20 protein-coding genes are annotated in these 22030 nt (G+C 71.1%); 10 read left to right on the top strand and 10 right to left on the bottom strand.

Annotated features, from left to right (window positions below):
* Positions 1 to 133: 133 nt before the first annotated feature.
* Genes RLT57_RS18940 through RLT57_RS18950 form a run of 3 tightly spaced genes read left to right on the top strand, consistent with a single transcriptional unit; the run spans position 134 to position 3645 of the window.
* Entirely contained in the window at positions 134 to 1021 is an 888-nt protein-coding gene (locus RLT57_RS18940; protein ID WP_311298574.1) for a nucleoside triphosphate pyrophosphohydrolase family protein, read from the top strand.
* 16 nt (positions 1022 to 1037) lie between these two features.
* Positions 1038 to 1601 (top strand): hypothetical protein, encoded by a 564-nt coding sequence (locus tag RLT57_RS18945; protein ID WP_311298575.1) that lies wholly within the window; start codon positions 1038 to 1040, stop codon positions 1599 to 1601.
* A complete protein-coding gene (locus RLT57_RS18950) occupies positions 1591 to 3645 on the top strand; it encodes a nucleotide kinase domain-containing protein (protein ID WP_311298576.1) in 2055 nt (684 codons plus the stop codon). The genes RLT57_RS18945 and RLT57_RS18950 overlap by 11 nt, the downstream gene beginning before the upstream one ends.
* 396 nt (positions 3646 to 4041) lie before the next feature.
* On the opposite strand, the gene RLT57_RS18955 is transcribed toward RLT57_RS18950, so the two are convergent.
* The 5 genes from RLT57_RS18955 to RLT57_RS18975 are packed head-to-tail and all read right to left on the bottom strand — an operon-like array spanning position 4042 to position 8273.
* On the bottom strand, positions 4042 to 4815 hold the full coding sequence (locus RLT57_RS18955) for a succinate dehydrogenase iron-sulfur subunit (protein WP_311298577.1): 774 nt from the start codon (positions 4813 to 4815) through the stop codon (positions 4042 to 4044).
* On the bottom strand, positions 4815 to 6569 hold the full coding sequence (gene sdhA / locus RLT57_RS18960) for a succinate dehydrogenase flavoprotein subunit (protein WP_311298578.1): 1755 nt from the start codon (positions 6567 to 6569) through the stop codon (positions 4815 to 4817). The genes RLT57_RS18955 and sdhA overlap by 1 nt, the downstream gene beginning before the upstream one ends.
* A gap of 35 nt (positions 6570 to 6604) precedes the next feature.
* Positions 6605 to 7096: a succinate dehydrogenase hydrophobic membrane anchor subunit gene (locus RLT57_RS18965; RefSeq protein WP_311298579.1), complete on the bottom strand. Its 492-nt coding sequence runs from the start codon at positions 7094 to 7096 to the stop codon at positions 6605 to 6607.
* A 7-nt stretch (positions 7097 to 7103) separates the two neighbouring features.
* Positions 7104 to 7484, bottom strand: a complete 381-nt coding sequence (gene sdhC, locus RLT57_RS18970) for a succinate dehydrogenase, cytochrome b556 subunit (RefSeq protein WP_311298580.1) — start codon at positions 7482 to 7484, stop codon at positions 7104 to 7106.
* Between the two features lie 48 nt (positions 7485 to 7532).
* A complete protein-coding gene (locus tag RLT57_RS18975; protein ID WP_311298581.1) occupies positions 7533 to 8273 on the bottom strand; it encodes a 2-oxo-4-hydroxy-4-carboxy-5-ureidoimidazoline decarboxylase in 741 nt (246 codons plus the stop codon).
* Positions 8274 to 8589: 316 nt separating this feature from the next.
* Here RLT57_RS18975 and RLT57_RS18980 point away from each other — a divergent pair, with 316 nt between their 5' ends.
* From RLT57_RS18980 to RLT57_RS18990, 3 genes are all read left to right on the top strand, one after another.
* Entirely contained in the window at positions 8590 to 9198 is a 609-nt protein-coding gene (locus RLT57_RS18980) for an RNA polymerase sigma factor (protein ID WP_311298582.1), read from the top strand.
* A gap of 20 nt (positions 9199 to 9218) precedes the next feature.
* Positions 9219 to 10001 carry a hypothetical protein gene (locus RLT57_RS18985; RefSeq protein WP_311298583.1) on the top strand — a complete coding sequence of 261 codons (783 nt, stop codon included), beginning with the start codon at positions 9219 to 9221 and terminating at the stop codon, positions 9999 to 10001.
* A gap of 355 nt (positions 10002 to 10356) precedes the next feature.
* Positions 10357 to 11937: an acyl-CoA mutase large subunit family protein gene (locus RLT57_RS18990; RefSeq protein ID WP_311298584.1), complete on the top strand. Its 1581-nt coding sequence runs from the start codon at positions 10357 to 10359 to the stop codon at positions 11935 to 11937.
* 87 nt (positions 11938 to 12024) lie between these two features.
* On the opposite strand, the gene RLT57_RS18995 is transcribed toward RLT57_RS18990, so the two are convergent.
* From RLT57_RS18995 to RLT57_RS19015, 5 genes are all read right to left on the bottom strand, one after another.
* Positions 12025 to 12177, bottom strand: coding sequence for an SCO1431 family membrane protein (locus RLT57_RS18995; protein ID WP_311298585.1), 153 nt, complete (start codon positions 12175 to 12177; stop codon positions 12025 to 12027).
* A 73-nt stretch (positions 12178 to 12250) separates the two neighbouring features.
* Entirely contained in the window at positions 12251 to 12946 is a 696-nt protein-coding gene (locus RLT57_RS19000) for a TetR/AcrR family transcriptional regulator (protein ID WP_311298586.1), read from the bottom strand.
* Between the two features lie 92 nt (positions 12947 to 13038).
* Positions 13039 to 14241, bottom strand: a complete 1203-nt coding sequence (locus RLT57_RS19005) for an acyltransferase family protein (RefSeq protein WP_311298587.1) — start codon at positions 14239 to 14241, stop codon at positions 13039 to 13041.
* Positions 14238 to 15602: a polysialyltransferase family glycosyltransferase gene (locus RLT57_RS19010; protein WP_311298588.1), complete on the bottom strand. Its 1365-nt coding sequence runs from the start codon at positions 15600 to 15602 to the stop codon at positions 14238 to 14240. The genes RLT57_RS19005 and RLT57_RS19010 overlap by 4 nt, the downstream gene beginning before the upstream one ends.
* Positions 15602 to 16690 (bottom strand): glycosyltransferase family 2 protein, encoded by a 1089-nt coding sequence (locus RLT57_RS19015; protein WP_311298589.1) that lies wholly within the window; start codon positions 16688 to 16690, stop codon positions 15602 to 15604. The genes RLT57_RS19010 and RLT57_RS19015 overlap by 1 nt, the downstream gene beginning before the upstream one ends.
* A gap of 221 nt (positions 16691 to 16911) precedes the next feature.
* On the opposite strand from RLT57_RS19015, the gene RLT57_RS19020 reads away from it, so the two are divergent.
* From RLT57_RS19020 to RLT57_RS19035, 4 genes are all read left to right on the top strand, one after another.
* Entirely contained in the window at positions 16912 to 18198 is a 1287-nt protein-coding gene (locus tag RLT57_RS19020; RefSeq protein WP_311298590.1) for a DUF6716 putative glycosyltransferase, read from the top strand.
* Between the two features lie 166 nt (positions 18199 to 18364).
* Complete coding sequence (locus RLT57_RS19025; RefSeq protein WP_311298591.1) at positions 18365 to 19585, top strand: acylneuraminate cytidylyltransferase; 1221 nt, start codon at positions 18365 to 18367, stop codon at positions 19583 to 19585.
* Between the two features lie 60 nt (positions 19586 to 19645).
* Entirely contained in the window at positions 19646 to 20584 is a 939-nt protein-coding gene (locus RLT57_RS19030) for an N-acetylneuraminate synthase family protein (protein WP_311300771.1), read from the top strand.
* Positions 20585 to 20644: 60 nt separating this feature from the next.
* Positions 20645 to 21808, top strand: a complete 1164-nt coding sequence (locus RLT57_RS19035) for a hypothetical protein (RefSeq protein ID WP_311300772.1) — start codon at positions 20645 to 20647, stop codon at positions 21806 to 21808.
* Positions 21809 to 22030: the final 222 nt, after the last annotated feature.

Here is a 22030-nt window from a genome sequence, read left to right on the forward strand (position 1 = left end):
CGGGTCTACCCTTGTGCTCCGGACTGGGGGAGGTCCGTCATACGGAGGGGTCATGGACTTTGCTGACTTCCAGCGCGCCGCACGTGACACGAGTGAACTCCGATGAGGCGGGCCGCAAGGCGCATTACTGCCGGTGGTCGGCCTGGCCGGCGAGACAGGTTCCATTCTGGGCATCTACAAGAAGTATCTGCGCGGCGGCGTCGACCTGGAGGCCAGCAGGAGATTCTTCAGCGAAGAGCTGGGCGACCTGCTCTGGTACATCGCCGCGGTCGCGACGTCGTGCGGACTCGATCTGGACACCATCGCCGAATCCAACCTGAGCCGGGCCAGAGCCCGGTACGGATCCCACTCACGTCCGTACCAGCCGAATAACTGGCCGGCACCCGACGCCTCCTATCCGGAGACCGAGCGATTCCCCCGCCGACTCGTGATGGAGTTCACCGAGCGACGGGGCCGGCGCGACCAGCTCGTCGGCCGGATGAGGCTGGTCAATGCCGAGCCCGACGCCTTCGGCGGTGTGGTCCGCCAGGTCAACGGCAAACGCATCGGATTCCGCGTGGGAGACTTCCTCGGCGATGAGCTGACGGACAACACCCGCAAGAGCGACGGATACCGTTTCCACGACGCCATCCACCTGGGATTCCTGTCGGTTCTGGGGTGGTCGCCGAACATGCGGTCACTGCTGGGGTTGAAGCGGAGATCAGATCCGGAAACCGACGAGGCGGAGGACGGCGCCCGGGCGATCTTCGCCGAGGAGGGCCTGGCCGCGGTGCTCTCCCGGCTGGCCAGGGAGAGAAAGGGATTCCTCGACGAGGCCGGCATCGACGGCGAAGTCCTCAAGATAGCGGAGGCCGCCACCTTCGACCTGGAGGTGGAAGGGACGCCGGCATGGCTCTGGCGGCGGGCCATACACCACGGCTTCCGAGCCATGGCGGATCTGACCGAGAACAGCGGCGGCTATCTGCTCGCGGACTTGGACGCCCGGACGCTCACATACGAGAAGGTGGTAGTGCGTGGATAGTCACGCAGAATGCATCATGGCCATCGGGCGTTTGCACCGCGCGAAGGACGCAGCCTACGGAAACGCCTGGAAGAAGCGCGGTGAAGTGATCGGCGTCCTGGCGAACCTGGCCAGAAAGGTGGACCGGCTGGAGGCACTTGCCGAAGGTGCGCCGGCCACATACGACGAGTCCATCTTCGATACGGCGGTCGACCTCTTCGTCTACGGTCTCAAGTACCAGACGCTTCTCGCCGACATCGACCCCACGGTCGCCGCGACCCTTTTCGCGGATCCTGGTGTCGTTCCGCCCTACAGCGACGGCCCCCTGGGATTCGAGTTCCTCCTGGACCATGTCGTGGAGCTCCGCGCTGACCAGGTGCCGTCCGTCGCCAGGGCGACCGCCGTGGTCGCCGACACGTTCGCAGGGGTCGAGTCCTACTTCTCGCCGGCCGCCGCCGTGCCCGAGCCGATGGACCGGCTGGCCAGAGCCCGCGCTGTCACGGCCGCCGCGTGGGCGCTGATCGCCGCGCTCACGCGTGAGGCGCCACCGCTGTACCGTGACTTCATCACGGCCTGCCGGGAAGCCAGCCGTGCGGGCTGAGGACCTCGCCAAACTTCTGGACGACGTCCGGACCCGGCTGCTGGACGGCGCACAGTCCCTGGCCGTCATCGGCCTCACGCCGGTGACCCTGCGTCTGTTCGACGCACTGGGCGCTTCCGGGCTGGCCCGCGGCATCAAGGCCGTCTATGCGGAAGGACCGCCGACAGCCGTCTGGTCCATGCTTCCGGCTCTCGTCCTGCCGTTGGCCGACCTGGCCGGAGCCGAACACGACGTGCTGGCGGTCGCGGCCGACACCGAGAAGGAAGACCTGCTTCTGGCGGCTCTGCCCCATATCCAGGCCGCGCCGAAAATTCTGATCGCCGGGTACGGACACCTGGAGTTCCGTGACGCGCTGTTCCGCGAGGAATTCGCCCAGCTGCTGGTTCCCTCCTTCGCGAACGGCTATCCGCACACTCTGGTACACCTGTACGAATGTCTGCGCAACGCGGCGCGGTTGGGGCTGACCGGTACCGTCGCTGAGTTCGGGATGTTCAAAGGCGGCACCACGATGTTCCTTTCCAGGCTGATCGAGCGGCTCGGTATGGAGTGGCCGGTCGTGGGGTTCGACACCTTCGACGGTTTTCCGCCGCGGCGCAGCCCACTCGATATGTATGATCATCCTGATTGCGTGTTCACTGACCTGGCCGCGGTGCGGCGCTATCTCCAGGGCCGTGCGGTGCAGATCATTCCAGGTGACATCGTCGAGACGTGCCGGCACCTGGAGGACAGCCGACTCGTCCTCTCCTTCGTCGACACCGACAACTACAGCTCCGCCAAGGCGGCGATCGAGGTCGTGAGAGAGCGGACCGTTGTCGGCGGTGCCATCGTCTTCGATCACTTCACAGGTCGCCAGCGCTTTCGCTACACCCTGGGAGAGCGTATGGCAGGGAGTGTCCTGCTGGATGACCCGCGATACTTTCATCTTCACGACACAGGTGTCTTCTACCGTCAGCGTTGGCAATACGCCCCGTACTTGAGGATCATTCCCGCCATGAAGCAGCCCCCCGTCCCGCGGCAGCGTGTGTTCGATCTCTACTGGTATTTCGCCTCCGAGCGGCAGAGCGCTTTCGAAAAGCGCGTGGCCGGGACCTCCCGGCCGTGGACGGGGGATCCCATCCTGCAGGAATTCAAGTTCTGCAACGTGTTCCGCGCTGCGGACCGCGTGTCGCAGTACATGATCAGCGAGGTCTGCTACCACGGGGAATCCTGCACACCCAAGGACCGTCTTTTCCAGATCGTCGCGTTCCGCACGTTCAGCAAGATCGAGACGTGGCGGACCGTCCGGGACTTCCTGGGCCACCACCCGACCCTGGAGGACCTCGGCAGCGGAGCCTTCACGAAGGCGCTCGACCACGCGCGGGCGCGTAACGGCGGTCTCTACACCGGCGCGTTCATTCTGTGCGCCACGGACGCCTACGGCCAGTCGCTCAAGCACCTGAACCACGTCGAACTCTTCCGGCTCATGTTCCTCCAGGACGACCTCGGTGCGCGCGTGCTCAAGGCGGGCAGCCTGCGCGAGATTTACCAGCTCCTGCACGAGTTCCCGCTGATGGGTGATTTCATGTCCTATCAGATCGCCATCGACCTCAATTACTCAGATCTTGTCAATTTTAGCGAGAACGAGTTCACCCAGGCCGGTCCCGGCGCGCTGCGGGGCATCAAGAAGGTGTTCGAGAGCCTGGGCGATTATTCGCCGACAGAAATCATCCTGTGGATGGCGGAGAACCAGGAGCGCGAGTTCCGGCGGCTGGGACTCCCTTTCAACGGCCTGTGGGGACGGCCGTTGCAGGCCATCGACTGCCAGGGCCTGTTCTGCGAGACCGACAAGTACTGCAGGGAGGCCGTCCCCGAGCTGACCAGCGCCCGCAAGCGCATCAAGGCGCGGTTCAACCAGTCGGTGGAGCCCATGCGCCTCTTCTTTCCTCCCAAATGGGGGATCAATGACCGGCTCCCGCACAACGCGGTATGCGGTCCTGTCGACGTCTCCGGCAGTCCCGGTCCCGCCGCCGACGCCATGGGCGAGCCGCTCGGCACTCTCTTCTGACCTTCCGCCCCGGGAAGCCGGAGGAGAACGAAAAGGACGCCGACACAGGTCCGGCGCCACCGGGGAAGTGACTTCCGGAAGCCGTGTTACGCAAAGAGGGGCAGCAGGTTTTCGGCTGTCAGGCATCCGTGCCCCGGTCCGCCGGCGCCGGAGTGGTCGGTGACCCCGTACCGGACGGCGAGCCGGCCGGGTTCGCCCATGCCCTGGTCCGGTGCGAGACTCCCCGGCCGGACAGAACCAGGCGGCGCGAAGTCTCCGAAAGCCTGGCGAGTATGTCCATCCGGTACTACCCGCGCTGAGAACACGCCTCGGGAGCCGGCGCCCGGTGCGCCGGGACGCACGCCGGGCCCCGGCTCCCTGGGGGGAGGCGGGGCCCGGCGGCGGTGGGACGGGGGGTCAGAAGCGGCGGGTGATCAGGGCCCGCTTGACCTCCTGGATCGCCTTGGTGACCTCGATACCGCGCGGGCAGGCGTCCGTGCAGTTGAAGGTGGTGCGGCAGCGCCAGACGCCGTCCTTGTCGTTCAAAATCTCCAGGCGCTGCTGGCCGCCCTCGTCGCGCGAGTCGAAGATGAAGCGGTGCGCGTTGACGATGGCCGCCGGGCCGAAGTACTGGCCGTCGTTCCAGAAGACCGGGCAGGCCGAGGTGCACGCGGCGCACAGGATGCACTTGGTGGTGTCGTCGAAGCGCTCCCGGTCCTCGGCGGACTGCAGGCGCTCGCGGGTCGGCTCGTTGCCCTTGGTGATCAGGAACGGCATCACGTCGCGGTACGCCTGGAAGAACGGGTCCATGTCGACCACAAGGTCCTTCAGCACGGTCAGGCCCTTGATCGGCTCGATCGTGATCGGCTTTTCCGGGTTGATGTCCTTGATCAGGGTCTTGCACGCCAGCCGGTTCTTGCCGTTGATCCGCATCGCGTCGGACCCGCAGACGCCGTGGGCGCACGAACGGCGGAAGGTCAGCGTGCCGTCCAGCTCCCACTTGACCTTGTGGAGCGCGTCCAGGACGCGCTCCTTGGGGTCGATCGGGAACTGGTAGTCGACCCACTGGACCTGGTCCGAGACCTCCGGGTTGAACCGGCGGACCCGCAGCGTGACCGTGATCAGGTGCGCGCTGTCGAGCTCGGCGGCGTCCAGGGCCGCCGAGTGCTGGTCGAGCGTCGGGGTGCTCATCAGTACTTACGCTCCATCGGCTGGTAGCGGGTCTGCACGACCGGCTTGTAGTCGAGGCGGATCGACTCGGTGCCGCTCGCCTCCACCTCGCGGTAGGCCATGGTGTGCCGCATGAAGTTCACGTCGTCACGGTTCGGGTAGTCCTCGCGGTAGTGCCCGCCGCGGGACTCCTTGCGGGCCAGCGCGGACACCGCCATCACCTCGGCCAGGTCGAGCAGGTTGCCCAGCTCGACGGCCTCCAGCAGGTCGGTGTTGAAGCGTCGGCCCTTGTCCTGGATGGACACCCGCAGATAGCGGTCGCGCAGCTCGCCGATCTTCTCCACCGCGGTCTTGATGGTCTGCTCGGTGCGGAACACCATCACGTTGGCGTCCATGCACTCCTGCAGCTCACGGCGGATGTCGTGCACCCGCTCGCTCCCCACCGAGGACCGCAGCCGCTCCACCTGCTCCTCGACCAGCTGCGCCGGGTTCTCCGGCAGCGGCACGTAGTCGTTGGCCTGCGCGTACTCCGCGGCGGCGATGCCCGAGCGGCGGCCGAAGACGTTGATGTCGAGCAGCGAGTTGGTGCCGAGCCGGTTGGCGCCGTGCACGGACACGCAGGCGACCTCGCCGGCCGCGTACAGGCCCGGCACCACCGTGGTGTTGTCGGAGAGCACCTCGCCCTGCACGTTGGTCGGGATGCCGCCCATGGCGTAGTGCGCGGTCGGCTGGATCGGGATGGGGTCGGTGTACGGCTCGATGCCCAGGTACGTACGGGCGAACTCGGTGATGTCCGGCAGCTTCGCGTCCAGCTGCTCCGGCGGCAGGTGGGTGAGGTCCAGGTAGACGTGGTCGCCCTCGGGGCCGCAGCCGCGGCCCTCCCGGATCTCGGTGTAGATCGCCCGGGACACCACGTCCCGCGAGGCGAGGTCCTTCATGACCGGCGCGTACTTCTCCATGAAGCGCTCGCCGTCCTTGTTGCGCAGGATGCCGCCCTCGCCGCGGGCGCCCTCGGTGAGCAGGATGCCCATCCGCCAGATGCCCGTCGGGTGGAACTGGAAGAACTCCATGTCCTCCAGCGGCAGTCCGCGCCGGTAGACCGCGGCCTGGCCGTCGCCGGTCAGGGTGTGCGCGTTCGAGGTCACCTTGAAGAACTTGCCGGTGCCGCCGGAGGCGTAGATCACGGCCTTCGCCTGGAAGATGTGGATCTCGCCGGTGGCCAGCTCGTACGCGACCACGCCGGCCGACCGCCGGACCCCGTCGACCTCGGTCAGCAACTGGTCGAGGACGTAGAACTCGTTGAAGAACTCAACGCCCTCCTTGACGCAGTTCTGGTACAGCGTCTGGAGGATCATGTGACCGGTGCGGTCCGCGGCGTAGCAGGCCCGGCGCACCGCGGCCTCGCCGTGGTTGCGGGTGTGGCCGCCGAACCGCCGCTGGTCGATCCGCCCCTCGGGCGTCCGGTTGAACGGCAGGCCCATCCGCTCCAGGTCCAGGACCGCGTCGATGGCCTCCTTCGCCAGGATCTCGGCGGCGTCCTGGTCGACCAGGTAGTCGCCGCCCTTGATCGTGTCGAAGGTGTGCCACTCCCAGTTGTCCTCCTCGACGTTGGCGAGGGCGGCGGCCATGCCGCCCTGCGCGGCGCCGGTGTGGGAGCGGGTCGGGTAGAGCTTGGTCAGGACGGCGGTGCGGCTGCGCTTGGTGGCCTCGATGGCGGCGCGCATACCGGCGCCGCCCGCGCCGACGATGACGGTGTCGTACTTGTGGATCTGCATGGGGTCGCTTCCCTGTTCCAGCCCTGGCTCAGCGCTTAGCGGATGTTCGGGTCGAAGGTGAAGATCACCAGCGATCCGAGCACGATGGTGAAGGTCACGGCGGTGAACAGCAGCGTCTTGAGCCAGAGGCGGGTGGCCGCCTGCTCGGCGTAGTCGTTGATGACCGTCCGCAGGCCGTTGCCGCCGTGCAGCATCGCCAGCCACAGCATCGCCAGGTCCCAGTACTGCCAGAACGGCGAGGCCCAGCGGCCCGCGACGAACGCGAAGCCGACCTTGGTGACACCGCCGTCGAGCACCAGCTGGATCAGCAGGTGGCCGAGCACCAGCACGACCAGTACGACGCCGGACAGCCGCATGAAGAGCCAGCCGTACAGCTCGAAGTTGGTCCGGGCGGCCCCTTGGGGACGCAGCGTGCGCGGGGTGCGGGCGCGCGGCGGCTCGATCAGCGGGGCCGGGTTCTCCGGGCTGAACGAGACGCTGGAGCCGGTCAGCTGCACGTCGTCCGAGGGGGTGACTTCAGTGGCCATGTGTCGTTCAGCTCCCGAACAGGACTCGAGCGGCGTGGCCGAGCACCGGGTAGATCGCGCCGATCATCAGCAGGATCCACAGGCCCATCACGGTCCAGAACATCTGCTTCTGGTAGCGGGGGCCCTGGGTCCAGTAGTCGACGGCGATGATGCGCAGACCGTTCAGCGCGTGGAAGAGGATCGCGGCGACGAGGCCGTATTCCAGCAGGCTGACGATGGGGGTCTTGTAGGTAGCGACGACCTTGTCGTAGTCCTCGGGGGAGACCCGCACCAGGGCGGTGTCGAGGACGTGGACGAACAGGAAGAAGAAGATGAGGACACCGGTGACTCGATGAGCCACCCACGACCACATACCTTCCCGGCCGCGGTACAGCGTTCCAGCCGGCACGGAAAAACCCTCCGGGAGCGGGACGAGGGCTGCCGGCTTCGGTGTCGGTCACGCCCGGCCGGGTACGGTCCACCGGCCCCTGCCATCGTAGCGACGCGCTGTCGGCTCCGGACCGCGGGGTGGTCCAGGTGTGAGCGATCCCGCACGGTCGGGTGAACCCGCGGCCCACGGCGGCGGCGGGTACGGCTCGCCGGCCAGCCGGAGCAGCCGGGCCCGGCAGATCCCCCGCAGTTGCTCGGCGGTGGCCGTGACCTCCTCGTCCGCGTCGTGGCCGAGCCGCTCGCGCAGGCTGACCAGGGTCAGGTCGAGTTCCTCGGCCGGGTCGGCGGTGGACAGGTCGATCACGAAGACGTGCCCGAACCTGGCCTCGTAGGCGGCGTGCGCGGCGCGCAGCGCGGTGTGCGCCGCGAGGTTGCCCCGGTCGGCCAGTGCGGTGGTGTGCTCGCCGGCCAGTGCTTCGGCGAGGTCGCCGGGCGTCAGGTCGAAGGCGGCCTCGTCCGCGGCGGCCAGCAGCGCGTCCAGCGTCGGGTACGGCCGGTGCGCGGCCATCCGGCGGGCCCAGCGGTGCGAGCCGCAGCAGGAACGCAGGACCGCCTCGGCGGCCATGACGGGCGCGAGGTTGAGCAGGGCCAGCCCCTCGGCGGGCGTGTCGCTGGACAGCGGCGGGCTCCTGGGTGGGGTGCGTCGCCGGTACGGGTCGCGTACGGCGAAGGCGTGCGGAGGATGCGCGGGGTCGGTGAGGCGGGTGGGGTGACGCGTATCGGTACGCTCAACTGTACGGGTGGGCACCCTTCATACGGCCGGGAAGGCGGCGGGATTCACCCGAAGGGAAGACGGGCGCGGCGGCGGGTTGACGGCACGTACGCGCGCGCATGGCTGTGGGCACAGGGCGGGACACGACGGCACGGTGCGGCACGCGGGGGCGTATGAGGGCTCACGGCGGCATACGGCGGCGCACGGCCGGATCGGCGCAGCGTGCGGGGCATACGCGGCACTGACGACGGCCGGGGGCCGCCTCCCCCCACAGGAGCGTCCCCGGCCGCCACTTGTACGGCGTCGCCGACTCCAAAAGTGTCACCGGCCCGCATGAGGCAGGATGGGGGCGGTGTTCGAGGGGGTGGGGCCGGACGTGGATCTGGATACCGCGGTAGGCGCGGCGCAGGGCGGTGACGAACACGCCTTCCGCGTCGTTTACCGCGCCGTGCAGCCGCAGTTGCTGCAGTACGTCCGCAGTCTGGTGGGACCGGTGGACGCCGAGGACGTGGCGTCCGAGGCATGGCTGCAGATCGCCCGCGACCTGCCCAACTTCCGTGGTGACGGCGGCTCCATCCGCGGCTGGGCGGCCCGGATCGCCCGCAACCGGGCGCTGGACCACATCCGCGCCCGCAGCCGCAGGCCGGTGTCCGGCGCGGGGGTGGACGAGCTCGTCCAGCTCCCGGACCGGGCGGACACCGCGGGGGAGGCGCTGGACGCGGTGGCGACCGACCGGGCGCTGGCCGCGATAGCCGCCCTGCCGCGCGAGCAGGCCGAGGCCGTGCTGCTGCGGGTGGTGATGGGCCTGGACTCCACCAGCGCCGCCCGGGTGCTGGGAAAACGGGCCGGCTCGGTCCGGATGGCGACCCACCGGGGGCTGCGCCGGCTGGCCGAGATCCTGGAGCTGGAGGAGGACGGGCAACCGGCCGATGTGACGTTTTCCGCGGCCGAGGCGCCGTGAGGAAGTGACATGGAAGTGACATGAGCGAGTACGGACGGGTCGGGACCGGCGGGGCAGGGGCGCCGGCTCGCGCCGCGGCGTACCCGGGCGCCGACGCGATGACCGCCGCGCGGCTGCGCCGGCTGCTGGCGGCGGCCGGGCTGCCGGCCGCCCTCGACCCGGCCCGCGAGGAGGCCGCGCTGGCGGCGTTCCGGGCCGCGCACCCGCCGGTCGGTCCGGTGCCGCGGCCGGTGGTACGGGCCGGGCGGGCGGTACGGGTGGCCGCCGCCGCGATGGTCTCGGTGGTCGCGCTCGGCGGGGTCGGCGTCGCGGTGGCCGCGGGCACCGGACACGGCCTGCTGCCCGGTCCCGGCTCGGGCACCTCCCGGGTGAGCCGGCCGCCGGCGGTGGTCGCCCCGGACGGCGACCGCGCCGGCCCGGTGTCCGCGTCCGCCGCGGCGCCCGCCCCGGCGTCCGGGGCGGCCGCCGTCCCCGGGTCCGCCCCCGCCCTCGCCCCCGCTCCCGCGTCCGATCCGCTCCCCCCGGCCGGCGCCGCGTCCACCGCCCGGCCGGCGGACACCCCGCACCGCGACCGGCCGGTCGGGCCGCACGGGCCGGGCGCCGGGCCGGCCGGCAAGGCGAAGGGCGCCGTCAGGACCCCCGGCGCCGCCCCCGGCACTCCCGGCGGCAAGGCGGCGCCCCAGCAGACGCGCACACCCGGCGGCCATCGCCGCAAGGCGCAGGACAAGCCGCGTCCGGACGCGCGTACCCCCGAAAGCGGGGGTTCCCAGGTGACACTTCCGGGCGGACAGCCGCTGTACTAGTGAGCCGACTGGTCATCGGCTCGGTGGACCCCGGTTCTCCCCGTACCGGGGTCCACGTCACAGAGCGCGGCCGGGCGCATTCCCCCTGCCCGGCCGCGCTCGCCCGCCGCCGCCCGCGGCGGCCACCCTCCCCGGCGCGTCGCCCACCGCCCCCTGACCGCGTGGACGCCCTTTTCCGCCGGGCCGGTTGCGCCCCGCGGCGGGTCCGGAGTGCTACGACTGTGAGGAAGGTCCCAGCGTGGGCCACTCCTCGGTACGTACGGGCGCCACTACAGTCCGTGTCGGACCCTGGTGACCCCTCGCAGACAGCCCCCAGCGGCGCCCTCAGCAAGTCCTCAGAGCGGAGGCGTGAACGATGACGCGCGAATCGGAGTCCGGTCTGCCGATCGAACCGGTGTACGGCCCGGAGGCTTTGGCCGGCTGGGATCCCGCGGAGCGGCTGGGGGTGCCGGGCGGATACCCGTACACCCGGGGGGTGTACCCGTCGATGTACACCGGCCGGCCGTGGACGATGCGGCAGTACGCCGGGTTCGGCACCGCGGCCGAGTCCAACGCCCGCTACCAGCAGTTGATCGCCAACGGCACGATGGGCCTGTCCGTCGCCTTCGACCTGCCCACCCAGATGGGCCACGACTCCGACGCGCCCATCGCGCACGGCGAGGTCGGCAAGGTCGGGGTCGCCATCGACTCCATCGAGGACATGCGGGTGCTGCTGGCCGGCATCCCGCTGGACAAGGTCTCCACCTCGATGACCATCAACGCCCCCGCCGCCCTCCTGCTGCTGCTCTACCAGCTCGTCGGCGAGGAACAGGGCGTGCCCGCCGCGCGGTTGACCGGCACCATCCAGAACGACGTGCTGAAGGAGTACATCGCCCGCGGTACGTACATCTTCCCGCCGAAGCCGTCGCTGCGGCTGATCGCGGACATCTTCGCGTACTGCCGGGCCGAGATCCCCAAGTGGAACACCATCTCGATCTCCGGCTACCACATGGCCGAGGCCGGCGCCTCGCCCGCGCAGGAGATCGCGTTCACCCTCGCCGACGGCATCCAGTACGTGCGCACCGCGATCGACGCCGGCATGGAGGTGGACGACTTCGCGCCGCGGCTGTCGTTCTTCTTCGTGTCCAGGACCACGATCCTGGAGGAGGTCGCCAAGTTCCGTGCCGCGCGCCGCATCTGGGCCCGGGTGATGCGGGAGGAGTTCGGGGCGCGCGACCCCAGGTCGCAGATGCTGCGCTTCCACACCCAGACCGCCGGCGTCCAACTCACCGCGCAGCAGCCGGAGGTCAACCTGGTCCGGGTCGCCGTGCAGGGGCTGGCCGCGGTCCTGGGCGGCACCCAGTCGCTGCACACCAACTCCTTCGACGAGGCCATCGCGCTGCCCACCGACAAGTCCGCCCGCCTGGCGCTGCGCACCCAGCAGGTGCTGGCGTACGAGACGGACGTGACCGCCACCGTGGACCCGTTCGCCGGGTCGTACGTGGTGGAGCGGATGACCGACGAGGTGGAGGCGGCTGCGCTGGAGCTGATGGCGAAGGTCGAGGAACTCGGCGGCGCGGTCACCGCGATCGAACACGGCTTCCAGAAGGGCGAGATCGAGCGCAACGCGTACCGGATCGCCCTGGAGACCGACTCCGGCGAGCGGGTGGTGGTCGGGGTCAACCGCTACAAGCTCGACGAGGAGGAGCCGTACGAGCCGCTGCGGGTGGACCCGGCGATCGAGGCCCAGCAGGCCGGGCGGCTCGCGCAGCTGCGGGCCCGCCGGGATCAGTCGGCCCTCGGCCACGCGCTGGCGGCGATGAAGAAGGCCGCCGAGGGCGCCGACAACGTGCTCTACCCGATGAAGGACGCGCTGCGGGCGGGCGCCACGGTCGGCGAGGTCTGCAACGCGCTGCGCGAGGTCTGGGGGACCTACGTTCCCACCGACTCCTTCTGATCTTTCCGAGCGGTCGCCGGGCCGTCCGGCCCCGCCCGGCCGCTCGACTCCCGGTCCCCTCGCGGCGGGTCGAGCCGCGGCCGGGCCTCAGAAGACCGACAGGTGCAGCCCGGTGACGAGCGCGGCCACCAGCACGGTGAGGGCCCAGCCGAGCACGTGCTCGACGAGCTTGTCGTGGTCCTTGGGGCCACCGGTGCCGGTGGCGGGACGCAGGAGAAGGCTTGCGGTGAAGTCGGCCATGCCTTCACGATGGGGCGCGCGTCTGCCCGGAGTAAAGAGACGCATGCCGCATCCGAGGGGAAAGTGACCTATGTCACCCGGTGTGGCGGGCCGCGTACGCCAGCACCTGCTCGCCGAGCAGTCCCTCCACCACGTCCAGCAGCTCCAGCCCCGCCGTCGCCACCGCGGCCGGGGAGCGGCCGGCGCGGGTCTGCTCGCCGATCTCCCGGAACAGCTGCTCCTGCGCCCAGCCCAGCTGCGAGGCCACCAGCCGGGGCAGCGGGTCGGCGGGCCCCGCGCCGGTCTCGGCGGCCAGTTCGGCCGCGAGCGCGGCCACCATCTCGCGCTGGATCGAGTCCAGCCGGGCGGCCAGCGCCGGCTCCGCGCGGACCATGTCGAGGAACCGGCCGAAGCCGCCGGTCAGCCCCGCCGCCCGGTCCCCGTGCCGCAGTTCGGCGCGCAGCGCGACCAGTACCGCGTCCGCCGCCGAACGGCCCCGCGGCCGGTCCGCGACCATCCGCACCATGCGCTGCGCCGACGCCTGCTCCGGGTAGAAGACCAGGTCCTCCTTCGAGGGGAAGTACGTGTACACGGTGTTGACCGACACCTCGGCGGTACGGGCCACGTCGGCGATCGTCACCCGGCCGAAGCCGTGCCGGAGGAAGAGCCCGGTGGCGACCTCGGCGACGTGCTGCCTGGTCTGCCGTCTCTTCTCGTCCCGCAGCCCCAGGGCGAGGATCTCCTGCGCGCGGGTCGGCTCACGCACCGTGCCGCGGGTGATGTCGCTCACGGTGCCATCGTAGAACAGCGGCGGGCGGCGCCCGGTCGAGGCCGCCGCCCGCCGCCGTATCCGCGACCGGACGCCGAAAGGGCTCCCGCGGGTCAGCGCAGCACGGGCTGCCGCTGCAGCAGCCGCTTGAGCCGCGGCGCGAGCGGCTTCTCCACCACCCGGTACAGCACGTACGCGAGCACCAGCATGAACAGCACGGTGCTCACGAAGATCGCCCCCGGCGACAGGCTGGTGTGCTCGTTGAGCTTGCCGATCACGACCCAGCCGAGGTGCTCGTGCACCAGGTAGAACGGGTACGTCAGGGCGCCCGCGGTGGTCAGCCAGCGCCAGTTGAGGTTGGCGATCCGCGGTACCAGCGTCACCGCGATGACCGCGAGGAAGCCGAACGCGACGACGGCGATCACCATCAGCTGCGAACGGTGGTGGAAGACGTGCATGTGCGGCGGCGCCACCAGCGCCTTGACCTCCTCGCGCTGGCCGAGCAGGAAGCCGACCGCCACCACGCCCCAGGCCAGGGCGTCGTGGCCGAAGCGGTAGACCAGGTACAGGCCCATGCCGGCGACGAAGAACGGCGCGTACTCGGGCATCAGAGCCAGCTTCAGGAAGTCCTGGCCGGCGGACTCGGCGTACAGCGCGCCGACCGTCCACACCGTGCAGAACACCAGCACCCGCTTGCGGGTCGCGCCCGGCCACACCACGAACAGCGCGAACAGCAGGTAGAACCGCATCTCGGCCCACAGCGTCCAGCACACACCGAGCACCCGCTCGGCACCGGCCGGCATCTGCAGCATGGTGAAGTTGACCAGCAGGTCGGTGTCGGAGACCCGCTTGAGGCCGACGATCGCGAACGCCACCGTGATGATGACCAGCGCCGCCCAGTAGGCCGGGTAGAGCCGGGTGATCCGGGAGATCGCGAAGTCCTTGACCGAGCGGCCCCAGCCGCTCATCGAGATCACGAAACCGCTGATGACGAAGAAGATCTGCACACCCAGCGGCCCGTAGGAGAACGGCCCGGCCAGGTGCGGGAATATGTGGCTCGGCGAGCGCCCCCAGGCCGTCGCGATGTCGCCCTCGCGGCCCCCGTAGTGGTAGACGCACACCATCAGCGCGGCGATCAGCCGCAGGCCGTCCAGCGCGCGCAGCCGTCCCTTGGCCCGTCCGCCGCCGGCCGCCGCCGTCGGCTTGTCGGTGGCGGCGGACTGCCCGGGGGCGGCCTGGGGCAGTGGCTCCGCGGTGGTCGCGGAGCCGCCCGGCCCGGCGGACTCTTCGGCGGGCGCGGGCAGGTGCAGACTCATCCCAGTGTGGCTTTCTTCAAGGCACGGGCGCGGCGGGCCACCCGGCGGACGGTTCGGTTGCGCGGCACGAACGCCAGCCTGGCCGGGACCGCGCCGGGCAGCCCCAGAGAGGTGAGCCGGCGGCGCTTGAAGTACGGCCAGGTGCCCGCGTTCAGCCGCTGGGTGAGCCAGGCTACGGCCTCCTCGCGCAGATGCGGGTACGCCTGCGCCTGCATGCAGTAGCCCACCGCGTGCAGCAGCGGGGTCAGTTCGGCCGCCACCTGCTCCGGCGTGGGCGGCCGCCAGTCCTGTACCCCGGTGGTGTCCGCCAGGTCCGGTAGCATCGCGTGCACGATGGTGACCGGGATCCGGTTGCTGTTCTGATACGGCGTCAGCCGCTCCAGCAGCAGCTTGGTACCGGTCCTGGCGACCGGGATGCCGTAGAGCACCGAGGCGGTCAGCAGCGCGGTGGAGAAGCAGCCGGCCACCAGCGCCGGGCGGGACCTCTGGTACACCACCTCGGCCAGCACCGGCGAGTCGAGCACCGTCAGCCGCGCGCCGAGGCGCTCGGCCTCGGCCTTCAGCGGCTCGGTCCACTCCGCGGGTGCGGTCGGGTGCGGCTTGAAGACGATCTCCTTGTGGCCCAGCGCCGCCGCGCCCCGCACCATCGACAGGTGCAGCTCCTCCTCCTCGGCGGCGGTGATCAGGCCCAGCGCCGACAGGTACTGCCCGAGCAGCAGCGCCGCGCCCTCCGGCACCGCCCCCAGGTCGTCCCCGCCGGCGTCCATCGACGCCTCGGCGACCTCGGCGAGCACCTTGGTGAACTCCGTGGTGGGCACCACCTCGGAGCCCACGCCGTGCTCGGTGAGCAGCAGCGGGCGCAGCCCCGGCACCAGGTCCAGGTGCAGCAGCCGGTCGATGCGGGTGTCGACCAGCGCGCCCAGCTTGTTGCGGGTCGGCCCGTACGACATCAGGCCGTCGGCGTAGACGGTGATGGGCGCGCCCTGGAAGACGGCGGCCACCGCCAGCGCCGGCTCGACCTGGATGGACTCCACGATCAGTTCGATCGAGTCGTCGCCGAGCTCCCACAGCATCCGCACGTAGCGCTCCCAGACGGGCACGTCGTCGGCGCGCGGCGCCCAGCCGCCCGGGTGCAGCGGGTGGATCGCCTCGTTCCACGACACCAGGTCGTCGAAGCGGGAACGCAGCGCGGCGAAGCCGGGGGCCTCGTCCAGCGGCGGGGTGATCTCCGGGATGGCCGCGTTGTTGCAGACCACCAGCAGCCGCCGGTCGGCGGCGGCGAAGGAGCCGGCGTCCAGCGCGGCGGCCAGGGTGGCGGCGCCGTAGAGGGTGGAGGCGAGGAAGAGCTGGGTACGGGCCATCACGCGACCGCCCCTTCGTTGTCGCGGGCGTCGAGGTCGTCGCCGGTGCCGGTCTCGGCGACCGCGCGCTTGGAGCCGGGGACGGGCGGTGGCGGGGAGGCGGCGGCGCCCGGGTCGTCGCTGCGGGCCGGCAGCCGCCAGCGCAGCCGGCGGATCCTGGAGCTGCGCTCCAGGTCCATCGAGTCCAGCGCCTCGGTGAGCACGTCCTGCGGGAGCTGGCGCAGCGCGGCGGCGCTCATCGACTTGAGCTTGCGCGCCACCGGCGGCTCGAACCGCTCGATGTTGCTCAGATGGTGGGCGATGATCGCGCAGTACGTGCGGACCGCCTTGGGCAGGAACAGCGCGGCGTCGCGGTCCTTGGCGGTCTCCGCGATCACCCGGTCGAAGCTGCGGATGAAGTCCAGTTGGCGCACGTCGCCGATCTGGGTCAGCGAGGTGGCCACGCCCCGCCGGTAGAAGATGCCCATCAGCCCGGCCGCCACCGCGAAGGTGTCGGCCTCGCGGTGCAGCCGCCAGATCCACGGCCGGTCCTCCGCGGTGCGCAGCCCGTCGGGGAAGTGCAGCAGCCCGCGGTCGACCAGCCGGCGGTGGTAGATCCCGGCCCAGGCGTACGGGTAGTCCACCGAGGTGGAGCGGTCCGCGGGCAGGATCGCGTCGCGGGCGCCGAGAGTGACCCCGCGGCGGCCGTGCGGCACCCGGATGACGTTGCGGACCCGGCCGGTGCACTGCACGTGGTCCACCCGGACGAAGTCGGTGTCCAGCCCCTCGATGGCCGCCACCAGCCGCGGCAGGTAGCCGGGGCCGTACCAGTCGTCACCGTCGAGGAAGGTGAGGTACTGGCCGCGCGCGGCGTCGATGCCGGTGTTGCGCGCGGTCGCCAGACCCCCGTTCTTCTCGTGCCGGACGAGTCTGGCGCCCGGCAGGGAGTCCAGCGCCTGTTCCAGGATCACCGGGGTCCGGTCGGTCGACGCGTCGTCCACCAGCACGAACTCGTAATCGGGATCGGCGTTCGCCCGGAGGCTGCGCAGGGTGTCCGCGGCATACTGCTGGACATTGAAAAAGGGCACGACGACGGAGAGCTTGACCACTCCCGTACATTAGGCCGTTCAGTCGTCCTTGCGCTGTGCGTCGAACATACATCTAGGTAAACGAAACATGACGGAACGGTAACGGTGTGTGCCCGGTTTGTACCGGGTGGCCCCTGCGGCCCCTCGGGTCACTTCCGATCCGAGGCTCTCTGTTTACCTCCCGTTGGCCAATAGTTAGCGTGTTGAGTCCAAGTGCTTCCTACTGTCAGGGTGTGGAACGTATGCCCGGCCCACTGAGGGTCACTGTGATCGCCGACTCGGACACCCGGTGGAAGTGGGGTGCGCTGACCGCGCGTCGCATCGACCCGGACGCCCGGCTCGATGCACGGCTGCTCCGCGGCCGGGCCACCCCCACTCCCCGGCAACTCGCTGAACTGGGCATTCCCGCCGACTCGATGGTGGAGGCGACCGCCGCCGAGATCCTGGCCGGCACCAACTCCGACACCTGCGACGTGGTGGTCGTCTCCTGCGTCGGCGGCACCGTCCAGGCCCTGCTGCAAGGATTCAACCGGGCCTGGGAGGGCCGCCCGTCGCGCCCCGTGGTCGTCACCGGGTACGTCGGGGTCGTGTACGAGAAACTGGCCGACGGACTGCTGCTGCGGGCGGGCGCCGACGTGGTGCTGGCCAACAGTGCCGACGACGCCGAGCGGTTCAGGGCGGTCTACGAGGGTGTGGGATATCCCACACGCGCCATCGTGGAGACCGCGCTGCCGTTCCTCGGCGGGGACCAGTATCGGCCAAACGTCGGACGCCGGTTCACCCTCACCTTCGCCGTGCAGCCATCCGTGCCCGAGGGCCGCGCCGACCGTACGCACCTACTGCGCCGGACCGTCGAGCACGCGCGCCGGCGCCCCGAGCGCGACGTGCTGGTCAAGCTGCGCAGCAAGCCCGGCGAGCACACCACGCACATCGAGGAGAACCCGTACCAGAAGCTGGTCGCCTCCCTCGACCCGCCGGCCAACGTCCAGCTGGTCTACGGCAACATGAGCGACGTGCTGGACCGCACCGACCTGCTGGTGACGGTCAGCTCCACCGCCGCGCTGGAGTCGCTGCACCGCCGGATACCGACCGCGATCCTCACCGACCTCGGCATCCGCGAGGCGCTCGGAAACCACCACTTCCTCGGCTCCGGCTGCTTCGCCTCCTGGGACGAACTCGACGACGGCCACCTGCCGCGCGCCGACCCGCAGTGGACCGCCGCGCACGGCGTGGGCGGCGGCAACCCGTACGCGCCGCTGCGCGCCCGGGTGCACAACCTGCTGGACCTCCCCGAACTGCCGCGGCTGGCGCCGTACTACACCACGCGCACCGCCCCCGGATATCTGCCCGGCATCCTCGCCCGGCAGGGCCTGGACCCCAAGGGCGACCCCATCGGCGGCTTCTCACCGCGCGAACCGGGCCCGGTCCGCAGGGCCGTGCACGACCTGGTGCGCAACTCCGCCCGGACCGCCTACCGTCAGGGTGTGCAGCGCGTCGCCCCCGTCATCCGCCGCTGGGGCCAGCTGTGACGTCCCGCATACAGACGGCCGGGGACCGGGTGGGTACGGTCGGCGCAGCCGCCGGCGCCGTGGACGCCACGCACGCCGCCGGCCCCCGCGGCGCTGAAGCCGCGCGCACGGCCGAAGACCAGGCACCGCCGGAGCCGCCGGTGTCCGCACTGACAGGAGTCACCCCATGACCACCGAGCCGGCAGAAGCCGCGCCCCGCGTACTGGCCGTCATACCCGCCCGCGGCGGGTCCAAGGGCGTACCCGGCAAGAACCTCGCGGCCGTCGGCGGCGTACCGCTGGTCGCCCGCGCGGTGCTGGCCTGCGCCGCCGCCCGCCGCGTCACCGAGGTCGTGGTGTCCACCGACGACCCCTCGATAGCCGAGGTGGCCCGGTCGGCCGGCGCCGAAGTGGTGCTGCGGCCGGTCGCCATCGCCGGCGACACCGCCACCAGCGAGGCCGCCGTGCTGCACGCCATGGACAGCCGCGAGGCGGTCACCGGCGCGGCCACCGACGTGGTGCTCCTGGTCCAGTGCACCAGCCCCTTCATCACCAGCGAGGAGATCGACGGCGTCGTCGCCGCGGTCACCGAGGACGGCGCCGACACCGCGCACACCGTCACCCCCTTCCACGGCTTCGTCTGGCGCGACGGCGACGGGCCCGGCGCCGAGGGAACCGGCGCCGGGTCGTTCGGCGTCAACCATGACAAGACCACCCGGCCGCGCCGCCAGGACCGCCCCCAGGACCTGCTGGAGACCGGGGCCGCCTACGCTATGCGGGCGGCCGGTTTCCGCGCGGCCGGCCACCGCTTCTTCGGCCGGACCACGCTGGTGCGCACCGACCCCGCCCGGGTGCTGGAGATCGACGAGCCCGCCGATCTCGAACGCGCCCGCGCGCTGGCCCCGCTGCTCGACCCGCGGGCCGGCATCCCGACCCGCGCCGACGTCGACGCGGTCGTACTCGACTTCGACGGCACCCAGACCGACGACCGGGTGCTGATCGATGCGGACGGACACGAGGCCGTCACCGTGCACCGCGGTGACGGCCTCGGGATCGCGGCCCTGCGCCGCGCGGGCGTGCCCGTACTGATCCTGTCCACCGAGACCAACACGGTCGTCGCCGCACGGGCCGGGAAGCTCCAGGTCCCGGTCCTGCACGGCATCGACCGCAAGGACCTCGCGCTCAAGCAGTGGTGCGAGGAGAACGGCATCGCGCCGGAGCGGGTGCTCTACGCCGGCAACGACGTCAACGACCTGGGCTGCTTCGCCCTGGTCGGCTGGCCCGTGGCCGTCGCCGGAGCGCATGACGTGGTGCGGGCCGCCGCCCGTGCCGTCACCACCGCCCACGGCGGCCACGGAGCGATCCGCGAGATCGCCGCGTGGCTGCTCGGTCCCACTCTCGCTCGCTGACGACGTTCCACGAAGTCCAGAACACCCCCTGAAAACCGAAGGAACACCCCCGTGGCCTCTATCCCGGCAACTCTCCCCGCCAACCTCCGCGCCGTCGGCTCCCGCCACATCGGCAACGGTCAGCCCGTGTACGTCACCGGCGAGATCGGCATCAACCACAACGGCGACCTGGAGAACGCGTTCGCACTGATCGACGCCGCCGTCGCCGCGGGCTGTGACGCGGTCAAGTTCCAAAAGCGCACCCCGGAGATCTGCACCCCGCGCGACCAGTGGGACATCGAGCGCGACACCCCCTGGGGCCGGATGACGTACATCGACTACCGGCACCGCGTCGAGTTCGACGAGGACGGCTACCGGGCCATCGACGAGTACTGCCGCAAGCGCGGCATCGACTGGTTCGCCTCCCCGTGGGACGTCCCGTCGGTGGAGTTCCTGGAGAAGTTCGACGTCCCGGCCCACAAGGTCGCCTCCGCCTGCCTCACCGACGACGAGCTGCTGCGGGCCATGCGCGCCACCGGCCGCACCGTCATCCTGTCCACCGGCATGTCGACGCCCAAGCAGATCCGGCACGCGGTCGAGGTGCTCGGCAGCGACAACATCGTGCTGTGCCACGCCACCTCGACGTACCCGGCGAAGAACGAAGAGCTCAACCTGCGGATGATCAACACCCTCCAGGCCGAGTACCCGAACGTGCCGGTGGGCTACTCCGGTCACGAGGTCGGCCTGCAGACCACGCTCGCCGCCGTCGCGCTCGGCGCGGTCTTCGTGGAGCGCCACATCACCCTCGACCGCGCGATGTGGGGCTCCGACCAGGCCGCGTCCGTCGAGTCGCAGGGCCTGGACCGGCTGGTCCGCGACATCCGCATCATCGAGGCCGCGCTCGGCGACGGCGTCAAGAAGGTCTACGAGGGCGAGCTCGGCCCGATGAAGAAGCTGCGCCGGGTGGCCGGTGTGGTCGCCGACGCCGAGGCCGCCGCCTCCCAGGACGCGACGGTCTGACCCGCCACGGGGGCGGGGACCGGCGTGACCACCAGCGACGAGAAGGACGAGGACGAGGCAATGACCGCACGGCTCGCGCCCGGCAAAGGCCGCCCGCCCGCACCGGGTCCGGGCCCGGTCGCGCTGGTCGAGTCACCCGTCCAGCTGCTGAACGTCCTGGAGTGGGCGCATGTGCGCCCGCCCGCGACACCCGCCGTCCCCGCCCCCCGTGACGGCCGTTCCGGTGAGGACACCGCTCCGGCGGCGGCGCGGCCGCTGACCGTGGTGGTGCTCTCCCCCGCCGACCCGATAAGCCGCGGCCAGCTGCGCCGGATGGCCGATCTCGCCCGCGACGAGGGCGCCATCGTCCGCTGGTACGAGGCGCGCGGCGGTGAGGGCCGCCGCAACGGGCTGCTGCACACCGCCCTGGCGGTGGCGCCGCTGCTGCTGCGCGCCAAGTGGCTGGTCATCGGCGACCCGTTCTCCCGGCTGGTGCAGGTGCTGCTGCCGCTGTGCCGCGCGAAGGAACTGACCGTGGTGGACGACGGCACCGCCACCATGGAGTTCACCGAGATCCTGGCCCGCGGCGGCCGGCTGGTCCGCTGGCACCGCAGCGGGCGCCGCCGGTCACCGGCGGACGCCGCGTTCGGCCTGTTCGCCTCGGCCGCGCGGCGCCGGCTCACCCCCGGCAAGCGGCGCGCCATCGAGCTGTTCAGCGCGATGCCCGCCACCCCGCCGCCCGGGATGGCGGTACGCGCCAACCGGTTCGCCTGGACCCGCAGCCGGTTCGGGCCGCCGCACATCCTGGACGGCACCGACCTGATCGGCACCTCGCTGGTGGAGACCGGCGTGGTGGACGCCGAGCAGTACCTGGCGGTGGTCCGCTCACTGGCCGAACAGCACGGCGCCCGGCGGTACTTCGCGCACCGCCGGGAGGCGGTGGACAAGCTGCACCGGCTCGCGGCCGAGACCGGGCTGGACATCGTACGGCCGGACCTGCCGCTGGAGCTGGTGGCCAGACGCGGGCCGATCGGCGCCTCGGTGCTGTCGTTCCCGTCCACGGTGGTGCACACGCTGCCGCTGGCGCTGGCCGGGACCGGGGTGCACATCGTGGTCGTCGACATCGACCAGCAGTGGCTGACCTCGGCGGCCTCACCACGGGCCCACACGTTCCTGGCCGGGATCACCGACACGGCCCGCGACCTGCACGGACTGCCGGCGGCGGACTCGCCGAGCCCGGCGTAGCCTGCGGGTGGCCCGGGTCGGGTCCCGGCGGGGGCCCTCCCCGGGGGCTCGCCCTGCGGTGGCTCCGCCTGCCAACCCCCGGCGGTCCGCGGCGAAGGAGGCCACGGCCGGTCCAGCCGCTCCCTGGCAGGTCCGGACCGGCCAGGGAGCGGCCCCTGGGCCCCACAAAACCCGTTCGCCCGGTGGCAAACCGCACGTAACCAACAGATCATCTTCATGGGG

Origin of the sequence: Streptomyces sp. ITFR-21, from assembly GCF_031844685.1 — a bacterium.
Lineage (GTDB): Bacteria > Actinomycetota > Actinomycetes > Streptomycetales > Streptomycetaceae > Actinacidiphila.